Consider the following 22,214-nt stretch of genomic DNA (forward strand, 5'->3'; position numbering starts at 1 on the left):
CCGCAGCGGATTTCCGCCCGCCTCGCGGCCTACCGAGGAAGATCCAGATGACCCCGACCCGCCCCCTGCGCCGCCGCCAACTCCTTGCCACCGCCACGCTGCCGGTGCTCGCGCCTGCCGCATTGGCCGCAACCCAGCAGCGCCCTGCCGCGCCGGCGATGACAGCGCTGACATATTCCAGCCCCTTCCCCGCCGACTTCGCCTTCGGCGTCGCTGCGGCGGCGCCGCAAATCGAAGGTGCGGCCTTCGAGGACGGCAAGGGCGAATCCGTCTGGGACCGCTTCGCGCGCATCCCCGGCAAGGTCTACCAGGGCCAGACGCCGGACGTGGCCTGCGACCACTACCACCGCTTCGACGAGGACTTCGCGCTGATGGCCTCGCTCGGCATCAAGAAGTACCGCCTGTCCATCGCCTGGCCGCGCATCTACCCCAAGGGTGACGGCGAACTGAACCCCGCGGGTCTCGACTTCTACCGCCGCCTCTTCGCCAGCATGAAGAAGCATGGCATCGAGCCTTGGGTGACGCTCTTCCACTGGGACCTGCCGCAAGCCCTGGAAGACCGCGGCGGCTGGACGTCACGCGTGACGGTGGACGCCTTCGCCCGCTATGCCGACACCGTCGTCAAGGCCTTCGCCGGTGAAGTCAAGCACTGGATCACGCTGAACGAGATCCTCTGCTTCACGCTGCTGGGCTACGGCACCGGCAGCAAGGCGCCGGGCCGCAAGGAAAGCGCCAAGGTCGTCAACCAGACCTACCACCACGCGCTGCTCTGCCACGGCCACGGGGTGCGGGCCGTGCGGGCCTTTGGCGGCAAGGGCGCGATCGTCGGCCTGACCGACAACTGCGCTGTGTCGGTGCCGGTGACGGAAACGCCGGCCGACATCGCCGCCGCCAAGGCCTGGTTCATCGACAGGAATGCGCAGATCCTCGGCGCCATCCATGCCGGCCACTACACCGCCAATTTCCTGGCCCGCGTGGGCGCCGCAGCGCCCGATGTGCAGCCCGGCGACTTCGCCCTCATCAGCCTGCCGACCGACTTCCTGGGCCTCAACGTCTACAGCGGCACCTTCGTGCGCGCCGGCAAGAACGGTGCGGCCTACGAGGCCCTGCCCCACCCGGAGCACTACCCGCGCGCCGACAGCGCCTGGCTGCGCCTGGTGCCCCAGTCCATCTACTGGGCCACGCGCTTCTGCCACGAAGCCTATGGCCACCAGGCCCTCTACATCACCGAGAACGGCTGCGGCTACGACACCGAGCCCGTGGTGAACGGCGAGGTGCTGGACCTGCACCGCCGCGACTACCTGCGCAACCACCTGCGCGAGGCCCACCGCGCCATCGCCGACGGTGTGCCGCTGAAGGGCTACTTCCTGTGGTCCTTCATCGACAACTACGAATGGGAAGACGGCTACCAGCGCCGCTTCGGCATCGTGCATTGCGACTACGAGACCCAGGTGCGCACGCCCAAGCTGTCCGCCCGCTACTACTCCGACGTCATCCGAGAACGAAAAGTCCTGTGAACACCACCACCCTCCACACGGCGCAGGCGGCGCCGGCGGCCAGCGACCGCCTGCCCCTGAAGCAGAAGATCGGCTTCGGCCTGGGCTCCGTGCTCGACATGTGGGGGCATTGGCTCTATGCCTCGCTGGCCTTCCAGGTGTTCAACATCTTCCTCGGCGTGGCGCCGGGGCTGATCTCGACGGTGCAGGCGATCAAGATCGTCATCGATGCCGGCTCGGACGCGCTGTTCGGCTGGTTGTCGGACAACACGCGCAGCCGCTACGGGCGCCGCCGGCCCTTCATCCTCGTCGGCGGCGTGCTGGCGGGCATCGGCCTGCCGCTGATGTTCGCTGTCGGCCGCGGCTGGACCGACATGCAGTACTTCTGGTTCATGCTGGTCAGCATGGTCATCTACGTGCCGGTGATGAGCTGCTTCAACATGCCCTGGGTGAGCCTGGGCGCGGAGATGACGCCGGACTATCACGAGCGCACCAGCGTCATGGCGATCCGCAACGCCATCCAGAAGGGACCCGAGCTGGCGATGTTCTTCGCCGCCCAGTTCACGACCCTGTCCTTCTTCCACGACGCGAACGGCAAGCCCGACATCCTGCGCGGTGCCCAGACCTATTGCGCCATCCTCGGCGCCATCATGGTGGCCGTCTCCATCGCCATCTTCCTGCTGGTGCGCGAGCGCTACTACGAGAAGCTGGTGTCGCACTCCCAGGCCCGCATCCCGCTGGCCGACACGCTGTGGCGCACGCTGCGCTGTGCGCCCTTCCGCACCGTGCTCACCATGTCGCTGGCCTACAGCATCGGCACCGCCATGGTCAGCGCCCTGGGCTACTACGCCACCGTCTACTACGTCTGCAAGGGTGACGTCGTGCTGGCGACGAAGTGGAACACCGCCATGGGCCTGGCCGGCATGGGCTTCGGCTTCGCGGGCATTCCCTTCTTCGCGTGGATCTCGCGCCGCTGGGGCAAGCGCACCGGCCTGGCCTGCGTGCTGACGCTGGCCATCTGCGCCTTCATTGGCGACTGGTGGCTCTACGACCCCGAGCTGCCGGCGCTGCAGCTCTTCGCCTGCGGCTTCGTCGCCTTCACCGGCGCCGGCTTCTGGACGCTGTACACGGCCACCATCGGCGACGTCGTCGACTACGACGAGGCCGAGACCGGCCAGCGCCGCGAGGGCTCGTTCTCGGCCTGCCAGTCGTGGATCTCCAAGGTCGGCATCGCCCTGGGCGTGGGCGCCTCGGGCTGGATCCTGCAGTTCACCGGCTTCGACGCCCACAAGGAGGGCGCGCAGGCACCCGAGGCCATCTTCTGGATCCGCATCCTGCTGTCGGGCATTCCCGTCATCGGCCTGGTGCTGGCCCTGATCGCCATCCTGCGCTTCCCGCTGACCGAGGCGCGCATGCTTGAAATCCGCGGCAAGCTGGAAGCCCGCCGGGGCCAGGTGTGAAGCCCGATTTGGCGATCACGCGGCGCGACGCGCTCGTCGGCAGCACGGCCCTGCTGGCTCTGCCCGGCCTCGCCGCGCCCGCGAGCCTGGCCGCGCCGGCCCAGCGCCTGTGGTACCGCCAGCCCGCCGCCCGCTGGGAAGAAGCGTTGCCGCTGGGCAATGGCCGGCTCGGCGCCATGGTGTTCGGCCGCGTCGGCCAGGAGCGGCTGCAGCTCAACGAAGACACCCTCTGGGCCGGCTCGCCCTACACGCCCGACAGCCCTGACGCGCTGGCCGCCCTGCCCGAGGTGCGCCGCCTGATCAACGAAGGACGCTTCAAGGAAGCCTCCGATCTGGCCAGTGCCAAGATGATGGCCCGCCCGCTCTGGCAGATGTCTTACGGCAGCCTGGGCGACCTGCTGCTGGACTTCGACGGCGCTCGCCAGCCGTCCAGCTACGAGCGTGAGCTGGACCTGCAGACGGCGATCACGCACACCCGCTACACGGTCGACGGTGCTGCGTTCGCGCGCGAAGCCTTTGCCTCGGCGCCCGATCAGGTGCTGGTGCTGCACCTCACGGCGCAGCAAGGCCGTCTCAGCTTCGACCTGCACTACCGCGGCCCGCGCAAAGCCAGGTACACCTCGCCCGACTACCGGGGCTCGGCCACCGACCTCCTCAACGAACAGGCGGTGGACTGGCTGCAGCAGGAGCCCGCCGGGCCGGTGCACGACGGCACGGCGGGAACCGCTGACGGAGCGGGTGCCTGGCTGGCGCTGGGACGCAACCAGGCAGGGCCGGACACGCCGGCCGGGCTGCGCTTCGCGATGCGCGTCAAGGTGCTGGCCGACGGCCCCGTCACCGAGAGCGACTCCGGCATCCGCGTGCGCGACGCGCGCCGGGTCACGCTGCTGGTGGCCGGCGCGACCAGCTATGTGAACTACCGCGACGTCAGCGGCGATCCGCAGGCTCGCGTGCGCCAGCAGACCGAGACCGCGGCGCGCAAGGGCTTCGACGCGTTGAAGCGCGCTCATGTCCGCGACTACCGCAAGCTCTTCGCCGGCGTGTCGTTGGAGCTGGGCACCGGCCCCGCGGCAGCCAGGCCGACCGACCAGCGCGTTGCCCTCCACGAACAGGCCGACGACCCGTCGCTGGCGGCGCTCTACTTCCAGTACGCGCGCTATCTGCTGATCTCCTCATCCCGCCCCGGCACCCAGCCGGCCAATCTGCAAGGCATCTGGAACGAGGGCACCAACCCGCCCTGGGGCAGCAAGTACACGATCAACATCAACACGCAGATGAACTACTGGCCCGCCGACGCGGCCGGCCTGGGCGCCTGCGTGGAGCCGCTGCTGCGGCTGGTGGAGGAGCTCGCCGTCACCGGCGCGCGCACCGCCCGGACGATGTATGCCGCCCGCGGTTGGGTGGCCCACCACAACACCGACCTTTGGCGTGCCGCAGCGCCCATCGACGGCCCGCAGTGGGGGCTGTGGCCCTGCGGCGGCGCCTGGCTTTGCAACACGCTGTGGGACCACTGGGACCACACGCGCGACACCGCCCTGCTGAAGCGCCTGTACCCGCTGCTCAAGGGCGCGTCGGAGTTCTTCCTCGATACGCTGGTGGAGGATCCCCAGGGCCGCGGCCTCGTCACCTCGCCGTCGATCTCGCCGGAGAACGCCCATCCCCATGGCAGCTCGGTCTGCGCCGGCCCGGCCATGGACCGCCAGATCCTGCGGGACCTGTTCGCCCACACGGCCGAGGCCGGCCGGCTGCTGCAACTCGACGACGGGCTGAGGGAGCAGATCGTCCGCACCCGCGAGCGCCTCGCCCCCGACCGCATCGGCCAGGCCGGCCAGCTGCAGGAGTGGCTGGAGGACTGGGATGCCCAGGCGCCCGAGCAGCAGCACCGCCACGTGTCCCATCTCTACGCCGTCTACCCGAGCGAGCAGGTCAATGTGCGCGACACACCCGCACTGGCCCAGGCCGCACGCGTGACGCTGAACACCCGCGGCGACCGCTCCACCGGCTGGGCCACCGCCTGGCGCCTGTGCCTGTGGGCGCGACTGGGCGATGGCGACCACGCCCACGCCATCCTGAAGGGCCTGCTGGGCCCCGAGCGCACCTATCCCAATCTGTTCGACGCCCACCCGCCCTTCCAGATCGACGGCAATTTCGGTGGCGCGGCCGGCATTCTGGAGATGCTGGTGCAGAGCTGGGGCGGCGAGCTCCGGTTGCTGCCCGCCCTGCCCAAGACCTGGCCGCGCGGTGAACTCAAGGGCATGCGCGTGCGTGGCGGCGTCGAGCTGGATCTCGCCTGGGCGGCCGGCCGCCCCACGCGACTCACGCTGCGCGGCAAGCCGCACCAAGACCTGGTGCTGCGCCAAGGCCGGCACAAGCTGAACGTCACCCTCGACGCGGCCGGCCGCATGCAGCTGGACCGCGCGGCGCTGAACCCGGAGGTTTCCGCATGAGCCCCATGTCTCGCCGCCAGGCGGTCCTGGCCACCCTGGCCGCAGCGGGCGCTTCGAACGCCGCCGCCACGCCGCGCTTTGGCGCCGGCGTCGAAGGCCAACGCAAGGCCGACCTCGGCAACGGGACCTACCGCAACCCCATCGTGCCGGGTGACCATGCCGACCCCACCATCCTGAAGGACGGCACCGACTACTGGATGACGTTCTCGTCCTTCCAGTCCTACCCCGGCGCCGTCATCTGGCACTCCACAGACCTGGTGAACTGGGCGCCGGTCGCCGCGGCGCTGACCCAACCCATCGGCACGGTCTGGGCCATGGACCTGATCAAGCACCAGGGCCGCTACTTCATCTACATCCCGGTGCTGCAGGACGCCGGCACCGGCATCTATGTCATCCACGCCGACGACATCCGCGGCCTGTGGAGCGCGCCGGTGGACCTGAAGATTCCCGGCTGCATCGACCCCGGCCATGTCGTTGGCGAGGACGGCAAGCGCTATCTCTTCGTCAACGGCGGCCGCCGCGTGAAGCTCAAGGACGACGGCCTGTCGACCGACGGCCCGCTGGAAGCCAATGCCTGGACGCCCTGGCAATACCCCAAGGACTGGGTCGTCGAGATGTTCGCGCCCGAAGGGCCCAAGCTGTTCCGGCGCGGCGAGTGGTTCTATCTGGTCTCCGCCGTCGGCGGCACCGCCGGGCCGCCCACCAGCCACATGGTCACCGTGGCCCGCTCGCGCTCCGTGAACGGGCCGTGGGAGCACTGTCCGCACAACCCCATCATCCGCACCCAAAGCGTCGACGAGCCCTGGTGGTCGCGCGGCCATGCCAGTGTCGTCGAAGGGCCGGCGGGCGACTGGTGGATGGTTTATCACGGCTACGAGAACGGCATGCGCACCCTGGGTCGCCAGGCCCTGCTGGAACCGATCGAGTGGACGGCCGACGGCTGGTTCCGCGCCAGGGGCGGCACGCTGGACAAGCCCCTGCCCAAGCCCAGATCGAGAGGTCCCGGCGGCAAGCCGAGTCCGGCAGGCTTCGCGCTGTCCGACGACTTCTCCAGCGGCAGGCTCGGCCTGCAATGGGCCTTCCACGCGCCCGGGCCGGATGAGGCCCAACGCCTGCGCTTCGAAGACGGGGCCCTCGTCATCCGCGGCAAAGGCAAGTCCCTGCCCGATTCATCTCCACTGACCTGCGCCGCAGGCGACCGCAGCTACGAGGTCACGGTCGAACTCGAGATCAGCGGCGAGGGCCATGGCGGCCTGGCCCTGTTCTACGAGGAACGCGGTCATGTCGGCATCGGCTTCAGCACGACGCAGATGCTGACCTATGGCTACGGCCAGGAGCACTCGTGGATGCGCGAGACCATGAGCACGCGCCGCGTCCACATCCGCCTCGTCAACCGCGAGAACGTCGTCACCTGGCACTACTCGCACGACGGCGGCAGGAGCTGGAAGCAGCACCCCTGGCAGATGGAGGTCTCGGGCCTGCATCACAACGTCTTCGGCGGCTTCGTCAGCCTGAGGCCCGCGCTGTTCAGCGCCGGCAACGGCGAAGTCCGCGCCCGCAACTTCATCTACAAGGGACTGCCCGCATGACCTCGCGCCGCCAACTCATCGCCGCCGCCGCGGCCCTGCCTCTGGTGACTCAGATCGCCCATGCCAAGCCCGACCAGCGCCGCATCGTGCTCGACCTTGCCAAAGCCGTGCAGCCGCTGGACCGCTTCTTCGACCACTGCGTCGGCGCCGACTACCCCGGCACGACCTACCGCGAGGACGCCCTGGCCCAGCTGAAGACCGCCGTGGACGAACTGGGCTTTCGCTATCTGCGCTTCCATGCCATCTTCCACGACGTCTTCAAGACGGTGACACGCGACGCTGCCGGCCAGTTGGTGTTCGACTTCACCGGCATCGACAAGCTCTACGACGCGCTGCTGGCCCGCCGCATCAAGCCCTTCGTCGAGCTGGGCTTCACGCCACTGGCGCTGAAGACCTCGGACAACAAGATCTTCTACTGGGAAGGCAACACCTCCCACCCCGAGCCCACCGGCTGGGTCGCGCTGATCGAAGCCTTCACGCGCCACCTGCTGCAGCGCTATGGCGGGACGGAAGTGCGCAGCTGGTACTTCGAGGTCTGGAACGAGCCCAACCTCGACGGCTTCTGGGAGAAGGCCGACAGACAAGCCTACTTCGACCTCTACACGCGCACGGTCAAGGCCATGAAGGCCATCGATCCGGCCTTGCGCGTCGGTGGCCCGTCCACGGCTGGTGCCGCCTGGGTGCCGGAATTCCTCGCCCACGCCAAGGCCACCAACTCGCCGGTCGACTTCATCACGACGCACACCTATGGCGTGGAAGCGGGCTTCCTGGACGAGTTCGGCAAGGAAGACCGCATGCTGTCGCCCAACCCCGACGCCATCGTGGGTGACGTGAAGCGCGTGCGCAAGGAGATCGAAGCCTCACACCTGCCGGGCCTGCCGCTGTTCTTCACCGAGTGGAGCACCAGCTACAACCCACGCGACCTCGTGCACGACAGCTACGTCAGCGCGGCCTATGTGCTGACCAAGCTGAAGCAGAGCCAGGGCCTGGCCCAGCACATGAGCTACTGGGTCTACAGCGACCTCTTCGAGGAACCCGGCCCGCCGGACGCCCCCTTCCATGGCGGCTTCGGCCTGATGACGCGCGAGGGCATCCGCAAGCCGGTCTGGTTCGCTTATCGCTACCTGGCGGCACTGCAGGGCCAGGAAGTGCCGACCCGCGACAGCTTCAGCTGGGCCGCGACCGACGGCCAGCAAGTCCAGGCCCTGGTCTGGGACTGGCGCAACACCGGGCAGAAGGTCAGCAACCGCAGCTACTTCGGCAAGCCGCGGCCGGCGCATGACGTCGGCAGCGCGACCGTCGAGCTGCGCCATTTGCCGCCGGGCCGCTACCAGCTCACGCAGCGCCGCACCGGCTTCGAGATCAACGATGCCCACACCGCCTATCTGAAGATGGGATCACCCAAGAACCTTGATGCCCAGCAGCTCGCGACGCTGCAAGGCTTGACGACCGACAAGCCCGACGTGCAGCGTGAAGTGAAGGTCGGCGCGGATGGCAAGGCGAGCGTCACGCTGAAGCTGCGCAGCCACGATGTCGTGCTGCTGAGCCTGAAGAAGGTGGCCGCATGAAGCGCCGCCAGCTCGTTCTCGCCCTGCTGCCGCTGGCCGGCTGCGGCGGTGGAGGCGGTTCTGCAGCCGCAGCACCCGCACCTACTCCCGCGCCCGCTCCCGCACCGGCCCCAGGGCCTGCACCCGCTCCGGCGCCGGCCCCCAGCGGCATGCGCGACCTCACCAGCCTGCAGCTGTCCCAGCTGATGGGCGCCGGCTGGAACCTCGGCAATTCGCTCGAAGCCATTGGCGGCGAGACCGCCTGGGGCAACCCGGCCACGACGCAAGCCTTCATGACGGCCGTCAAGGCCGCCGGCTTCAAGACGGTGCGCATCCCCGTGTCGTGGAAGCAGTACGCCGACGCCAATGACGTCATCAGCACCACCTGGATGGCCCGCGTGACCCAGGTCGTCGACTACGCCAAGGCCGCCGGCCTGTACGCCCTCATCAACATCCACTGGGACGGCGGCTGGATGCAGCCCACCTATGCCGCCCAGCCGGTGGCGAATGCGCGCATCACCAAGTTCTGGACGCAGATCGCCAACAACTTCAAGGCCTACGACGACACCCTGCTGTTCGCCGGCACCAACGAGGTCATGGTGGATGGCGACTACGGCACGCCCAAGGTCGAGTACTACACCGTGCAGAACGGCTTCAACCAGCAGTTCGTGACGGCCGTGCGCGCCACCGGCGGCAACAACGCGGTGCGCCATCTCGTCGTGCAGGGCTTCAACACCAACATCGATCACACCATCAACTTCGCCGTCCTGCCGACCGACTCGGCCAAGGACAGGCTGATGATGGAAGTCCACTTCTACGACCCCTACGACTTCACGCTCAACGACAAGAGCACGATCTGGCAATGGGGTGCCGGCGCGACCGATGGCAAGGCCAAGGTCGCCGGCTTCGACGAGGCCTGGGTTGACGCCCAGTTCCAGAAGATGAAGGCCAAATACGTCGACAAGGGCGTTCCCGTCATCCTCGGCGAGTTCGGCGCCATCCGCCGCACCGAGTACGCCGGCGCCGAGGCCTACCGCCTGGCCTGGGACCAATACACCGCTCGCTCCGCCTGGGCGCATGGCATGGTGCCGGTCTACTGGGACGCTGGCGCCGCCAGCGAGAACCACAGCATGGGCCTCTTCAACCGCAGCACCGGCGCCCAGGTCTACCCCGACATCGTCACCGCCCTGGTGAACGCAGCGAAATGACTCGCGCACCGCAGTAACGACTGCGAAACGTCCTCCCGGGCAGGGCGGCACGCACTTCGACTATCCTGTTAGCAGCCCGGCAGTTCCGGGCGCCTCAGGGAGCCGACTTGACCGCAAGCAGCTTGCCCCGGGAGGGCAGCGCCCCGATGGATGCCGCGCCGGCCGCCGCCCGACCGGCTTTTCTGCTCGACCAGCCGGCGGGCGCGCGCGAGCGCCGCCACGCGCTGATCGTCGCCCTGGTCTCGATGGCCGTGTTCGCGGCCCTGGCACCTTTCGCCAAAACCAAGCTGGCCCCGGTGCCGGCCTTCATTCCCCTTTACCAGTCGGCCCTGGTGCTGACCGACCTGATCACGGCGGTGCTGCTGTTCGGCCAATACCGCATCCTGCGCTCGCAGGCGCTGCTCGTGCTGGGCTGCGGCTATCTGTTCACGGCAGCGTTGACGACGGCCCACACGCTGACCTTCCCCGGCCTCTTCAGCGCCACGGGCCTGCTGGGCGCCACCACCCAGAGCACGGTCTGGCTCTACATGCTGTGGCACGGCGGCTTCCCCCTGTTCGTGCTGGCCTACGTCAAGCTGAAGTCCCGTCCACCGTTGTCCTTGCCCGCGATGGTCTGGCCCCTCGCAACGGTGTTGGCCGCAGCTGGCTTCATTGCGCTCGCAACCCTGGGCCACGACTGGCTGCCCGACCTGCTTGTGGGTGGGCGCTATTCGCCGGCATTCCGAACCGCGGTCGGCTGCGTCTGGGCGCTCAGCCTGGTGGCGGTCATCGCGCTGTGGCGCCAGCGGCCACGCACGGTGCTGGACCTGTGGCTGATGGTGGTCAGCATGGCCTGGCTGTTCGACATCGCGCTGTCGGCCATGCTGAACCAGGCGCGCTTTGACCTCGGCTTCTATGCCGGCCGCATCTACGGCCTGCTGGCCTGCTCCGTCGTGCTGATGGAACTGCTGCTGGAGAACAGCACGCTGTATGCCCGCCTCTTCAAGTCCTATGAGGCCGGTCACCGCCAGGGCGAGGCGCTCGCCGCGGCGCGCGAGAAGGCGGACGCGGCCAACGCGGCCAAGAGCCTCTTCCTGGCCAGCATGAGCCACGAGATCCGCACCCCGATGAACGCCATCATCGGCCTGACCAACCTCGTGCTGGAGACCCCCCTGGACCCGCGCCAGCGTGACTATCTGGGCAAGGTGCAGACCTCGTCCAAGGCGCTGCTCAGCCTGCTCAACGACATCCTGGACTACTCCAAGATCGAGGCCGGCAAGATCACGCTGGAGGCCGAGGAATTCAGCCCCGAGGAGCTGATCGAGAACGTCGGCCATCTGTTCTCGGCGCGGCTGGAAGAGGCCGGACTGGACCTGCTGTTCGAGTTCGATGACAAGCTGCCCGACCGCCTCGTGGGCGACAGCCTGCGCCTGACCCAGGTGCTGAACAACCTCGTCGGCAACGCCATCAAGTTCACGCCCCGGGGCGAGATCGTCGTGCGCGCCGAGTTGCTCGGTGAAGCGCAAGGCCGCATGCGGCTGCGCATCACCGTGCGCGACACCGGCATCGGCATGACGCCCGAGCAGGTCGGCCGCCTCTTCCAGCTCTTCGGCCAGACCGACGCCTCCATCGCCCGCCGCTACGGCGGCACCGGCCTGGGCCTGGCCATCTGCAAGCGCCTGGTGGAACTGATGGGCGGCAGCTTCGAGGTCAGCAGCGCGCCTGGCGCGGGCAGCAGCTTTGCCTTCAGCTGCGACTTCGGCAAGGCCAAGCCGGGCGCGGAGCGCATCGACCTGCACCGCATCCGCGGCATGCGCACCCTGGTCGTCGACGCCCAGCCCACCGAGAGGCTGATCCTGCAGCAGATGCTGCAGAGCTGGCACTTCCAGGTCGGCGTGGCCTCCTTCGCCGATGAGGCCTTGTACCGGCTGCGCCAGGCCGATCCGGCCCACCCCTACGAACTGCTGCTGCTGGACTGGAAGACGGCGGGCGCGGACTTCGTCGACGCCGCCCGCCGTGCGGCCACGGAACGCGGCGCGCCGGGGCCGGCCGTCATCGCGCTGGGCAGCCTGCATGCGAGCGAACGCGTGACCGAAGAACTGCAAGGACGGGCCAACACCCTGGTCCTCGTCAAGCCGGTCACGCCCTCGCGGCTGTTCGATGCACTGACTCAGCTGCAGCGCGGCGAGCCGCGAGCCCACGCTGCGACCGGCAGCAGCAGCATGGTCGACCTGGCCGAAACCATGAAGACCCTGCACGGTGCCCGCGTGCTGCTGGTGGAAGACAACCCCGTCAACCAGCAGGTGGCCAGCGCCTTCCTGGCCATGGTCAAGCTCGAGGTCGAGATCGCCGAGAACGGCCTGGAGGCTGTCGAGCGACTCAAGCAGGAGAGCTTCGACGCCGTGCTGATGGACATGCAGATGCCCGAGATGGACGGGCTGACGGCAACGCGGTTGATCCGCGCCATGCCCCAGCATGCCCGCCTGCCCATCATCGCGATGACGGCCGGCGCGATGGACCACGATGTGCAGGACTGCCTGGCCGCGGGCATGAACGCCCACGTCAGCAAGCCCATCGACCCGCGCCAGCTGGTGCGTACCCTGCTGGCCTGGATCTCGCCCTTCGCGCGCGGCGCGGCCCGAGGCCGTTAGGCGACTCGCTCGAAGCCCATCTCCCAGTTCACCTCCCAGGTCTTGCCGCCGTCGGGCGAGAAGGCCTGGTCCCAGCGCGGGTTGGCGGTGCGGGTGTCGGTCCAGCGGTAGCGCACGCGGATGGGCTGGTCGCGCAAAACATCATCGCAATAGAACTCGCCGATGCCATCGGCAAAGCCGCCGACGACGGGCGGCTCCAGGCTGTGCGGGTTGCGGCCGTCCACCCACCAGATGGCCCATTGCTTCCTGGTGTGGTCGAAGGTGCGCATGGACAGGGCGCGGTAGGTGCCGGTGGGCAGCTCCAGCACGTTGTCGTCGATGTTGCCGCTGCCGTCGAGCAGGGGCCACATGCGACAGCTGCCATCGAAGCGCTCCCATTCCTCGCAGCCCAGCAGCCTCTCCTTGAGGCGGCGGTGGCTGACCTTCCAGTGGCCGATGAAGAAGTCGAAGTCTTGCGCAGTGGATGTCATGTTCATGATGATGTTCAGGAATGAAGGGCGGAACGGGCGGTGGGCGCGAGGCGCAGGGTCTGGGCAGGCGTGGCCAGCCAGGGCTGGAGAGAAGCAGCGAAGTCCCGCGACAAGGCCGCGCTGGCGTCATCGAACAGGGCCATCGAGACCAGCACGTGCTCGCCTTCGCGAACCGGCAGGCGCGGGAAGTTGTTGGGCGCGGCCTCGGTGACATACCAGGCCAGTTGGCGGGCGCCTGCGGCGCGCAGGACATCGCTGAGCGGGCCGCGGGCCTGGGTCAGCAGTTCGGGGCCGGCCGCTGCCTTCAGGTGGAAGACGGTCGCCAGCAGCAGTCCATGCGGCAGCGCCGTGGCGCCGCGTTCGGCACGGGGCTGGGCCGGCTTGGCCAGCGCGGCGCCGGCCCAGGCGGGGTGCAGCAGCAGCACATTGTCCGAGTCGATCATGGTGGCGTTGGCCGTGTTGCGGTGCTGGGCCCAGGCCGGCCCGCCGTAAAAGGCGGGCAGGCTGTCACCACGCGCGGCCATGTCGGCAAAGCCGCGCAGCCAGACGAAACGATCCGGGCCATCCAGGTCGCGGAACTGGCCGAGCACATGGATGCCGAGAGCCTCCTGGGGTTCGACGAACTCGCGGTCGAAGAGTTCGATCAACGTGTCACGTTTGCCGGGGTGCAGGGTGTACTGGCGCAGCTCGACGACCTGGCAGTCCGGCGCGGCGGGTGGCGTGTGGAGGGAAGCAAGTGGCATGGCGCAGAGCCCACGGAGTTCAAGGTCCGTGCAGTCTGCGCCGCCATACCTGTCAAGGCATGTCGTGTTTTACAAGTTGCCGCTGATTCGCATGGCTTCCAGCCGCAGGGCGAGTGCCTGCTCCAGTTCGGAGAGCTGCTGCTGAAGTCGGCGGCGCTCGGCTTCATCGGTCGCTGCCGCCAGCTCGGCACGCAGCGCAGCGCGCTTGTGGAAAAGCGCCACCTCTGCCGGCGGCGCACCGGCGTTCTTCAGGATCTTGAAGGGCAGGCGGAACTCGGCGGGCGTCTGCGCCCAGCCTTCAAGCTCGGCCAGGGGCTTGCCGAAGCTCTCGGCGCTCTGCAGCTCGCCGCTGCGCCAGGACTCGGCCAGGTGGTCGGCAATGGCCTCGTCCAGGGAGCGGATGGACGCATCGCGCAACTTGCGGCGCTCGGAATCGGTGGGGTGGCTCATTCCGGCACCGGCAGATGGAGGCCGCGCTTGAGCACGCCCATGGCGACCTGCGTCGTGTAGCGGCGCACATGCGGGTTGTCGGACAGCAGCCGCGCCATCAGCGCCTCGTAGGCCACCGCGTCCCAGGCAGTCACGACGAGAACGAAGTCAGCCTCGCCGGTCACATAGAAGGCCTGCTGCACGGTGGGCTCCGCGTCCAGCCAGGCCCGCAGCTGGGCCATCAGCTCGGGCCGCTCGTTCTCGACCTGCAGGCCAGCGATGAAGGTCGTCGGCCTTCCGACGGCGGCCGCATCCAGCACCGCAATATGGCGCTGGATAACGCCCTGCTCGCGCAGGCGCTTGAGCCGCCGCTGGATGGCCGAAGCCGACAGGCTGACGTGCGCCGCCAACTGCTCGGCGGTCAGGGCGGCGTCCTGCTGCACCAGGGTCAGCAGTTGACGGTCGAAGCGATCCAGCTCGGTCATGTCTTGCGGAAATTGCGGCCAAACGGCGGAAGGTCAATGCATCTTGCCGGATTTCATCGCGGCGCCGTTTCTAGGATGACCGGTATTCGCAAAGGAGTCTTTTCCATGATCGATCACGTGTCCCTGGGCACCCGCCACTACGCCGAATCCGTGGCCTTCTACAGCCGCGTGCTGGCGCCGCTGGGCCTGCACTTGCTGCGCGACACCGGCAGCGAAGCCGCCTTCGGCACGCCGGAGCGCTGGTGCTTCTTCCTCTACCCGGTGCCCGAAGACGAGCCGGTGACAGCGCGCGGTACCCATGTCGCGCTGGGCGCACCCGACCGCCTTGCCGTGGCCGCCACGCACGAGGTCGCCCTGGCTGGATCGGCGCGTGACATCTTCACGCCACGCGCCCGGCCCGACATCAGCGAGACCTATTTCGGCGCGATGTTCCATGACCTGGACGGCCATCGCATCGAGGTACTGACCAACGCCGCCTGAGCCTCGATCCGGGCCGGCCGCGCCGAAGCTGAGGAGACATCCCTCTTAAGGGGGAGATGGGGTGGGATCACTCCCCCTTCTCCCCCTTCGCTCCCCACCTCGGGGCGATATCCGTCACAGGCGCCGGCGCCCAAACTGCTTCCATCAACAGGAGACAGCCATGACCGCCATGACCGCCAGCCGCACCGCCGAACTGATGAGCCGCCTGCCCGGCTGGTTTGTGGAACACGCCCGCGTCACCGAGGAAAAGGCCCGCCGCCGCCGCGAACTGCTGGCCAAGCGCTACGAGCTGCTGTGCGGCGAGGAGGTCAGGGGCAGTTGGAGCCACACCATCGTCGAGTTCACCAGGAAGCCGCCGCTTTCGCGCCCGGCCGCGGCGCCGGCCCCCACGCCCACAACCGTTGCCGAGCCGACGCTGGAGCGGCGCAAGCCCCCGCCGACCCACGCTCAATGGCAGGAATTCATGACACCCGAGGAGCTGCGTGACCTGACCGGCCGCCGCTCGCTGAGTAGCCAGCTGGACGCCCTCAAGGCCGATCGCATCCCGCACCGCGTGATGCGCAACCGCCTGCTGGTCAGCCGCTTCCATGTGCGGGAATGGCTGGCCGGCCGTCTGCCCGCCAGGGCCGTCGACGGCAACCATCCGGCCCTGGCCGACTAGGCCGCGCCACCGCCGCTGCAGGCGCGAAAACCCGCCGGGTCTCACCGTCAAGACGCGGACTGGCATCCAGGCCCGCGCCGCCGCCCTCCCTAGCTTTAGGGAGCGAATGAGCCCCTTGAAATGTTCCGGCCTGCTCCTAATTCGGCTCCGACCGGCTGGAAGCCCCGGCCGGTGAACACCACTGAACGGAGATCAAGCCATGTTCAACTCATTGCTGACCCATCCGAACAGCCTGTTCGGACAATTTGACCGCCTGCACCGCGAGCTCGACGAGATCTTCGGCATCTCCGGGCTGCCCACCAGCATCCGCTCGGTCGCCACCGGCACCATGCCGCAGATCAACGTCGGGCGTACATCGCAAAGCGTGGAGGTCTACGCCTTCGCGCCCGGCCTGGATGCCAACAAGATCGAGGTGACCCTGGACCGCGGCGTGCTGCGCCTGGCCGGCGAGCGGCTGCCGCCCGCATCGGGGAACGAGCGTCAGCGCTTCTATGCGCGGGAGCGCGCCACCGGCCGCTTCGACCGCACCGTCGCCTTGCCGGATGACGTCGATCCGGACCAGGTCAAGGCCAGCTATCGCGACGGCGTGCTGCAGGTGAGCATCGCCCGGCGCGAAGCGGCACAGCCCAAGCGCATCGCCATCCAGTAATCGCCGCCAGCAAGGAGCCGACATCATGAGCAAGCAAATCACTCAAAGCGACAAGCCCCAGGCCGCCGTGGACAGCGCCTCCACCGAGCGCGCGGTGACGCCGGCCGTGGATGTCTTCGAGGACGAAACCGGCATCACGCTGCTCGCCGACATGCCCGGCGTGCCCCGCGATCAGCTGGAACTGCATGTGGAAGGCGATTCGCTGCTGATTGAGGGGCGGGTGCAGCCCCAGACCCCCAACGGCCTGGAGGCCATCTACGCCGAGCTGCGCGCGCCGCGCTACCGCCGTGGCTTCACGTTGAGCCGGGAACTGGACACGTCCAAGATCGACGCCAACCTGAAGGACGGGGTGCTGACCCTGCGCATTCCCAAGCAGGCACATGCACAGCCCAGGCGCATCGCCGTCACCGCGGGCTGACCGGAGGGCCGAAACCATGACCCATCTTGCAGAGCAGTTGAAGAATGGCGCCGGCCAAGCCTGGGAATCGCTCACCGACGGCTGGCGCGAGCTGGGCGCGCGGGCCAGCGGCGCTCTGACGCGTTTCTGGAACGACGCCAACGACGCCCGGTCGACCGATGCCGGCACGCCGGGCCGGACTGGCGACGCCGATCGTTGGCTTGCGCCCACCCGCTGGTCCTTCATGGCGGTGGATGTCTACGGGTCGCACGACAGGCTGGCCGTTCGCATCGAGGCTCCCGGCATGGCGCAAGAGGACTTCCAGATCGAGATGAGCTCGCCGGAGACGCTCAGCGTTCTGGGGCGCAAGCGCTACGACCGTGATCGCGCGAGCAGCAGCTATGCACTCGTCCAGTGCGCCTACGGCACGTTCCGGCGCGACATTCAGTTGCCCGTGCCTGTCGACGTCGAGCGCGCGAAGGCCACCTATGAGGCAGGCGTGTTGCGCATCGACTTGCCTCGTCGCGAGCTGGCCTCGCAGCGTCGCATCGAGGTGCGGGCCGCGTGATGCTGGCGGCGCTCCGCCGCACGGCCCTCACGGAAACTCGCTCGGCGCGGGTGGCCGTGGGGGCCCAAGCCCTTGCTGCATTGACCGCCTTTGTCGATTCGGATGAGGAACTGAATCATGGCCAAGTTGAACGCTTGCATCGCCGCGTCAGGACGCCCGCCACGCTCGCGCCCGTCCATGACGCCATCCCAAATCCGCGCCTACCTGCTCGCGCGTGAAACGCTGCGCCGCGCCGGGCTGGCGGCCTCCGTCGCCGTTTCAGGGTCAACGCAGGGGCGCAAATGAACATCGAGTGCTACCGAGTCAGGGTGCCCGAGGGACGACGGCTGACCGGCCTCACGGCCGCCGGCCAGCGCGTGCCGATCCTGCCGGGCGAATACCACGTCCATCGCCTGCCGTCCAAGGCCCCTCTAGCGGGGGGCGCGGCGTTGCGGTTCGTCGGCGCCCATGGCCCGGACAACGACGTCCACATCAGGCTGCCCGAAGGGACCGACATGGGCACGGCGCTAGCCGTTGAAGTACAGCCGGTCGAAGCCTTCTGACTCTGCAGGGCCGCTGCTTGCCGGACCCGGCTACCCTCGCGGCAACGCCCCCAAATGGCCGTCATGCGACATCTCATGTCTCATGAGGCTGCACTGAGCCACACCCGACCGCGGCGCCAGAAACGACAAAGCCCGCACTGGGCGGGCTTTGCTAAGTCCTTGTGAGGACTCTTTATTTCTTGGTTGCGGGGGCCGGATTTGAACCGACGACCTTTGGGTTATGAGCCCGTAAATCATCCGTGTAGCACGCCTGATTTCAACCGTTCTCTGATGGTTTCAAGAGGGGTACCTAAGCCAACTCCCCTATGAAAACCTGGGTTGAAGGCTTGTGACGCCCAACACCGATTGAAATCTAGCATCGCCGACCTCGTGTCACGGCGACTTAAACAAGCACGTCGCCGCATGCCGCTTCAAAGCTCGATAAACGACCATAAGTCACTGAGCGACGCCTTGTCAAATCTCGCCACTGACCACCTCACTCTGATGCATCCCTCCACAGTTCACAACGACCCGGCCCGCGTAGTTGGCACTGTCGCTCATGCCGTTGACCGAAGATCGCATTGCCCCAGCTCAGTTCACTCGCCACTTCGACGGGCACGACAACGCCGGACTGATGACCGTTGGCGCAGATCACGTGCTAGGTCAGAGGCCGTTGACAGAACTGAAGCGATGAGGGATTGCAACCGGGCGTAATCGCTGCACCGGCGAGTCAGGCTCGACGGATATCGTGCCCAGCCCTACGCCAAACCCTCTTTGCTGTCCATACGAGCGGGACATCCGACCAGCGCCTCTCATCCGTTGCGAAGAACAGTTCCATCACGAACCATGCATAGCAACTGAGTTCAGCGTGCTTGGAGCTCGCACATGACTGCCGCGAGCTAGCCTTCCCTAGGCTTGCCTTTGACCATCAATCGCTCGTGGACCGCTGACCGCGCTCTTGACTCGAATCTGGACTCGATTGCGTGCTGACGCCGAGACGGCGTCGCCAGAACCGTACAAGTGCTTAGCGAGGTTCGTCGGCGTCAGTGAAACACCTGCGTCACCTCGACTTTAGTCATTGCTAAAGCAAGTTTGCTGGAACCTAACGCTTCCAAAGGCCAGAGTGACTCCATCGCGCTGCACCGCTAGCAGCCAGAACCGGAGAACACCATGAGCCTTTGGTCCCTTGGAACCGCCACCGTTCTGCGCCGCGCTTCACCGGCACACATCTCCCTGGACGTGACATCGCCTCACGCGCCGACTTCTGCAGTTTCGACGGCGCTTGCGTCGCTCGCCAAGTACATCCCCGCTGAGACCACCACTGCTTTTCTAGCCGCGCTGGGTCTGATGTCAGTTGTAGGGCTTGAGCCAATCGGAAACGTCCGCTGGGAGTGGCTCACCTACGGCCTCTTCGCCATCTTGACGCCTGTGTACGTCTATCTCGGCGCGAGAGCCGCATGGAAAGCCAATACGGTAGCTGTACCCAACTTTTCTGCGCCCTCGTGGCGCATGGTCGCCGCAACTGTCGCGTTCGCAATTTGGGCCTTGGCAGTGCCTGGAATGCTTCATCACGAGCGCGCCACCGCACTCGCAGGTTTCGCGGCCATCTTCATTTCGCCCCTGATCGTCATGGTCGAAAAGGCGTTCGGACTCGACAAGTGATGCCGATTCACAGGGTGCCGACCCCTTTCCCGCCGGCGACTTCAACTACTGGAGATTGTGATGGACGAGCAACTTGACTCAGAACTGAAGGGTGTCGTCGCTGAGCTGGAGACCGAGATCCAGAACCGCGTCGAAGCCCGCAAAGCCAACCTCGAGCAGCGCATGAAGAGCATCGAGGAAAACAAGCCCGACGGCCCCGAGATCGCCTTCAATATCGATATTCAAGTGGAAATGAAGGACGTCGAGCTGACCTTCGACCTTCCCTCAGTCACGATGAAGGATCAGCGCATCGTCTTCGGTCTGCCGGAAGTGACGATGCGGGATCGCGACATCATCTTCCACACGCCGTCGGTACGCATGGTGACCAAGAAGGTTGGCCAGTATCCCGAGATCGATGGCTGGACGGTGCGCTGGAAGGACATCTTGATTGATGTGCCCGAGCCGTTCATGCAGGAGCAGCGCATCGTCATCGGCATCCCAGAGTTCACGATGCGAGACCAGGAAATCATCCTGGGCTTGCCGGAATTCACAATGGTGCAGAACCGCATCGTGCTGAGCTTGCCTCAGTTCACGATCCGCAACGTCGACGTGATGGTGGCGGATATGAAGCGAGACGCTCAGGCAGCCAAAGACGACACCGAGGCTGGCATCCGCAACGACCTCAAGGAAGTGGGCGAGGCTTCACAGGGCAAGATCGTCGCCGCGGTGTCAAAGGTCTTCGCCGGCGCCCGGGACAAGCTCACGACTCAGCGGGATCAGGCCTTCGTCGTGTTCGACAACCTGATCAATAGTCTGAACGCCTCTGCCGCTGCTCTTCGCGGTCGCAACGCGACTGGTGAAACCATCGCAGCCGTTGAAGCGAGCCTGCAACAGGCTTTGAACGACCGCATAGGCGCTGCGACGCGATTCGAAGAGCAGCTGAGCAAGCTGACCTCTCAGGAACAAGACGTTGTGCACTCCATGCTCGAGCGCCTGTCCTTCCGCCTCCCGGAACCAGCCGCAGCTGGTGCTGCGCTGGCAAGCTCGGTGCCTCGCAAGCTGCCGCTCGCCTTGGGCAAGCGGCCCATGGGCAACTTGGTTCCGTTCGTCCGGCGCGCCGTCGTCGTAGAACTGCGCGCAGCCTGACCAGCGAACAACGGGGGAGAAGCAGCCATGAGCATTGCAGCCAGCCTGAAGGCAACGGGCGTTGCCGACGTGATCGTGTTCCTGAAACCCGCTGCCTCAGGCTCGGCAGCAGCCCTTGGCGACGATGGGCTTCCAGCGGTCTTAAAACACTTCAAAGCCTCGCCCTACTCGCAGGACGCGGCACTGCTGGAAGCTTTGCAGGCCGACAGCCTGACGGCACCGGCCTCTCTTGCAGCCCGCTCCGCGGCGGTGGAACTCGGCGACACCGCCACTGCCGAACGAGGCGTACGGTACTTCCGAAACCTGGGGCTCGCGCTGGGCACGGTCAACCGCGCTTCGCTTGCCAGCTTGAGGGCCGAGCCGCATGTTTCAGAAGTGGTCTCGGCCCCGCAGTTGCGGCTCATCCGTCCGGTGCTAGAGGCCGCAGCGACGGCTGCCCCTGGCTATCCCTGGGGCCTACGCTCCCTTCAGATCGACGAACTCCACAACAAGGGTATTACCGGCCAGGGCGTCTTGATTGGCCACCTGGACACAGGCGTCGACGCTACCCATCCAGCGTTGAAGAACGCAATTCAGACCTATGCCGAGTTCGACTCCCTGGGCAACATGGTTCCCAACGCCGTTGCGCGAGACTCTGCGGAGCACGGCACTCATACCGCTGGCACCCTTGTCGGTCAGGAGGTGAACGGCGTGCGGTTCGGCGTGGCGCCGGGCGCCAAGCTTGCCAGCGCAATGGTGATTGAAGGCGGCAACGTGCTCGCGCGCATTCTGGGTGGGATGGATTGGATGGTCGGTCTCAATGTCCGGGTGTTGAGCATGTCGCTCGGCCTCATCGGCGTGCAGGACACCTTCTTGAGGATTACGCAGATCTTGCGAGCACGAGGCGTTCTGCCGGTCTTCGCGGTTGGCAACGACGAGGCGGGTACGAGTCGCTATCCGGGCAACTACGCCGAAGCCCTGTCCGTTGGCGCGGCGGACAGCACTGGCCGGGTCGCCGACTTCAGCAGCAGTCAACGCTTCAAGCGCAAGCAAGATCCCATCGTGCCTGACCTGGTCGGGCCTGGCGTCGATGTGATCTCATGCGTGCCCGGTGGCGGCTACAAGCGCATGTCGGGAACCTCGATGGCGACGCCCCATATCGCGGGACTTGCGGCGTTGCTTATGGAGGCCAAGCCTGACCGCTCTATCGACCAGGTGGAGTCCGCAATCTTCGGCTCCTGCCGGCTGCTCTCTGACATGCTGTCCAGCCGCGCCAACCGTGGCTACCCTAACGGAGTCCGCGCTCTAGAATTGCTTTGACCCGAGATTGCGGATTGCGAGCCGGAATCAGGCTGCCCACGTAGTTCTCGGGGGAAGCGGAGATTGAGTTGCCTATCGAGCCTCCTGGAGGGCATTCACTGCCTGGCGAGCAGCCGGCCGACGAGCTCGTCGAGGCGGTCGCCTTCCTTCGCATGCCCGCGCATGGCGCTATGCCTTCGCCGCAAGACACCAACAGACTAGCGCTCACCGTGCTTGAGCGAGTTCAATCACGGACTGGTGTGACACCGGAGCAAAGCAAGGTTTTCTCAAACATGCACGCGTTCTCCGTGCGAGCTCCGAAACAGTTCTTGGATGCGCTGTCTGACGACCATGACGTTGACAAACTCA

Annotated in this window: 20 protein-coding genes; 16 read left to right on the plus strand and 4 right to left on the minus strand. The window is 66.9% G+C overall.

The window, feature by feature from the left end; all coding sequences use genetic code 11:
• Positions 1-47: 47 nt before the first annotated feature.
• The 7 genes from AC3WOE_RS12390 (at position 48) to AC3WOE_RS12420 (ending at position 12,377) form a co-directional block, all read left to right on the plus strand.
• The gene (locus AC3WOE_RS12390) at positions 48-1,517 is read left to right on the plus strand and encodes a GH1 family beta-glucosidase (RefSeq protein ID WP_492690798.1); all 1,470 of its coding nucleotides are present in this window, start codon (positions 48-50) and stop codon (positions 1,515-1,517) included.
• A complete protein-coding gene (locus AC3WOE_RS12395; RefSeq protein ID WP_492690800.1) occupies positions 1,514-2,956 on the plus strand; it encodes an MFS transporter in 1,443 nt (480 codons plus the stop codon). The genes AC3WOE_RS12390 and AC3WOE_RS12395 overlap by 4 nt, the downstream gene beginning before the upstream one ends.
• Positions 2,953-5,403, plus strand: a complete 2,451-nt coding sequence (locus AC3WOE_RS12400; RefSeq protein ID WP_492690802.1) for a glycosyl hydrolase family 95 catalytic domain-containing protein — start codon at positions 2,953-2,955, stop codon at positions 5,401-5,403. Before AC3WOE_RS12395 ends, AC3WOE_RS12400 begins: the two co-directional genes overlap by 4 nt.
• Positions 5,400-6,992 carry a family 43 glycosylhydrolase gene (locus AC3WOE_RS12405; protein ID WP_492690804.1) on the plus strand — a complete coding sequence of 531 codons (1,593 nt, stop codon included), beginning with the start codon at positions 5,400-5,402 and terminating at the stop codon, positions 6,990-6,992. The genes AC3WOE_RS12400 and AC3WOE_RS12405 overlap by 4 nt, the downstream gene beginning before the upstream one ends.
• Complete coding sequence (locus AC3WOE_RS12410; RefSeq protein WP_492690806.1) at positions 6,989-8,560, plus strand: GH39 family glycosyl hydrolase; 1,572 nt, start codon at positions 6,989-6,991, stop codon at positions 8,558-8,560. The genes AC3WOE_RS12405 and AC3WOE_RS12410 overlap by 4 nt, the downstream gene beginning before the upstream one ends.
• Positions 8,557-9,747, plus strand: a complete 1,191-nt coding sequence (locus AC3WOE_RS12415; protein WP_492690808.1) for a glycoside hydrolase family 5 protein — start codon at positions 8,557-8,559, stop codon at positions 9,745-9,747. The genes AC3WOE_RS12410 and AC3WOE_RS12415 overlap by 4 nt, the downstream gene beginning before the upstream one ends.
• 107 nt (positions 9,748-9,854) lie before the next feature.
• On the plus strand, positions 9,855-12,377 hold the full coding sequence (locus AC3WOE_RS12420) for a response regulator (RefSeq protein ID WP_492690810.1): 2,523 nt from the start codon (positions 9,855-9,857) through the stop codon (positions 12,375-12,377).
• Here AC3WOE_RS12420 and AC3WOE_RS12425 read toward each other — a convergent pair.
• From AC3WOE_RS12425 to AC3WOE_RS12440, 4 genes are all read right to left on the minus strand, one after another.
• Complete coding sequence (locus tag AC3WOE_RS12425; protein ID WP_492690811.1) at positions 12,374-12,847, minus strand: DUF1579 domain-containing protein; 474 nt, start codon at positions 12,845-12,847, stop codon at positions 12,374-12,376. The two genes, AC3WOE_RS12420 and AC3WOE_RS12425, sit on opposite strands and share 4 nt — an antisense overlap.
• A gap of 14 nt (positions 12,848-12,861) precedes the next feature.
• Complete coding sequence (locus tag AC3WOE_RS12430; protein WP_492690813.1) at positions 12,862-13,590, minus strand: NIPSNAP family protein; 729 nt, start codon at positions 13,588-13,590, stop codon at positions 12,862-12,864.
• Positions 13,591-13,659: 69 nt separating this feature from the next.
• Positions 13,660-14,040 (minus strand): DnaJ family domain-containing protein, encoded by a 381-nt coding sequence (locus tag AC3WOE_RS12435; RefSeq protein ID WP_492690814.1) that lies wholly within the window; start codon positions 14,038-14,040, stop codon positions 13,660-13,662.
• Positions 14,037-14,504: an Lrp/AsnC family transcriptional regulator gene (locus tag AC3WOE_RS12440; RefSeq protein ID WP_492690816.1), complete on the minus strand. Its 468-nt coding sequence runs from the start codon at positions 14,502-14,504 to the stop codon at positions 14,037-14,039. The genes AC3WOE_RS12435 and AC3WOE_RS12440 overlap by 4 nt, the downstream gene beginning before the upstream one ends.
• A gap of 105 nt (positions 14,505-14,609) precedes the next feature.
• On the opposite strand from AC3WOE_RS12440, the gene AC3WOE_RS12445 reads away from it, so the two are divergent.
• From AC3WOE_RS12445 to AC3WOE_RS12485, 9 genes are all read left to right on the plus strand, one after another.
• The gene (locus tag AC3WOE_RS12445; protein ID WP_492690817.1) at positions 14,610-14,984 is read left to right on the plus strand and encodes a VOC family protein; all 375 of its coding nucleotides are present in this window, start codon (positions 14,610-14,612) and stop codon (positions 14,982-14,984) included.
• Positions 14,985-15,144: 160 nt separating this feature from the next.
• Positions 15,145-15,645 (plus strand): hypothetical protein, encoded by a 501-nt coding sequence (locus AC3WOE_RS12450; protein ID WP_492690819.1) that lies wholly within the window; start codon positions 15,145-15,147, stop codon positions 15,643-15,645.
• A gap of 199 nt (positions 15,646-15,844) precedes the next feature.
• Complete coding sequence (locus AC3WOE_RS12455) at positions 15,845-16,294, plus strand: Hsp20/alpha crystallin family protein (RefSeq protein ID WP_492690821.1); 450 nt, start codon at positions 15,845-15,847, stop codon at positions 16,292-16,294.
• A gap of 25 nt (positions 16,295-16,319) precedes the next feature.
• Positions 16,320-16,712 (plus strand): Hsp20/alpha crystallin family protein, encoded by a 393-nt coding sequence (locus AC3WOE_RS12460; RefSeq protein WP_492690823.1) that lies wholly within the window; start codon positions 16,320-16,322, stop codon positions 16,710-16,712.
• 16 nt (positions 16,713-16,728) lie between these two features.
• The gene (locus tag AC3WOE_RS12465) at positions 16,729-17,259 is read left to right on the plus strand and encodes an Hsp20/alpha crystallin family protein (protein ID WP_492690825.1); all 531 of its coding nucleotides are present in this window, start codon (positions 16,729-16,731) and stop codon (positions 17,257-17,259) included.
• A 281-nt stretch (positions 17,260-17,540) separates the two neighbouring features.
• The gene (locus AC3WOE_RS12470) at positions 17,541-17,801 is read left to right on the plus strand and encodes a hypothetical protein (RefSeq protein WP_492690826.1); all 261 of its coding nucleotides are present in this window, start codon (positions 17,541-17,543) and stop codon (positions 17,799-17,801) included.
• A gap of 1,149 nt (positions 17,802-18,950) precedes the next feature.
• Entirely contained in the window at positions 18,951-19,442 is a 492-nt protein-coding gene (locus AC3WOE_RS12475) for a hypothetical protein (protein WP_492690827.1), read from the plus strand.
• Positions 19,443-19,502: 60 nt separating this feature from the next.
• Complete coding sequence (locus tag AC3WOE_RS12480; RefSeq protein WP_492690829.1) at positions 19,503-20,567, plus strand: hypothetical protein; 1,065 nt, start codon at positions 19,503-19,505, stop codon at positions 20,565-20,567.
• Positions 20,568-20,594: 27 nt separating this feature from the next.
• Positions 20,595-21,866: a S8 family peptidase gene (locus tag AC3WOE_RS12485; protein ID WP_492690831.1), complete on the plus strand. Its 1,272-nt coding sequence runs from the start codon at positions 20,595-20,597 to the stop codon at positions 21,864-21,866.
• The last annotated feature ends 348 nt before the right edge of the window (positions 21,867-22,214 follow it).

The organism is Roseateles sp. FW305-36 (assembly GCF_058787015.1).